The sequence below is a fragment of the Rhodococcus gannanensis genome (assembly GCF_042681175.1).
Lineage (GTDB): Bacteria > Actinomycetota > Actinomycetes > Mycobacteriales > Mycobacteriaceae > Rhodococcus_G > Rhodococcus_G gannanensis.
Map to the genome: position 1 here is coordinate 786,018 of NZ_JBHUFB010000010.1, position 633 is coordinate 786,650.

A 633-nucleotide genomic window follows, 5' to 3' on the forward strand; every position below is an offset into this window, starting at 1 on the left:
CCTCGGTGGCGCCCACACCCACATGGCGAAGTCCGGTGTCGCGCACTACGTCGCCTCCGGTGAGCAGGACGCCCTCGACTACGTCAAGGACCTGCTCTCCTACCTGCCCAGCAACAATCAGGCCGCCGCACCCCGGCTGGCGCCGTCCGATCCGATCGCGGGATCGATCGAGGAGTCGCTGACCGACGAGGACCTCGAACTCGACACGATCATCCCCGACTCGGCGAACCAGCCGTACGACATGCACGAGGTGATCCGGCGTCTGCTCGACGACGACGAGTTCCTCGAGGTGCAGGCCGGGCGCGCCGCGAACATCATCGTCGGGTTCGGCCGCATCGACGGCCGCTCGGTGGGGATCGTGGCGAACCAGCCGATGCAGTTCGCGGGCTGCCTCGACATCGACGCCTCGGAGAAGGCGGCCCGGTTCGTCCGGACCTGCGACGCGTTCAACGTTCCGATCGTCACCCTCGTCGACGTCCCCGGGTTCCTGCCCGGCACCGACCAGGAATACAACGGCATCATCCGGCGCGGTGCGAAGCTGCTCTACGCCTACGGTGAGGCCACCGTCGGGAAGATCACCGTCATCACCCGCAAGGCGTACGGCGGCGCGTACGACGTGATGGGCTCCAAGCA

Annotated in this window: 1 protein-coding gene; it reads left to right on the forward strand. The window is 67.5% G+C overall.

Annotated elements, in window-relative coordinates; translation table 11 throughout:
• A partial coding sequence (locus ACFSJG_RS14765; RefSeq protein ID WP_378486001.1) for a carboxyl transferase domain-containing protein occupies positions 1–633 on the forward strand: 633 nt, incomplete at both ends.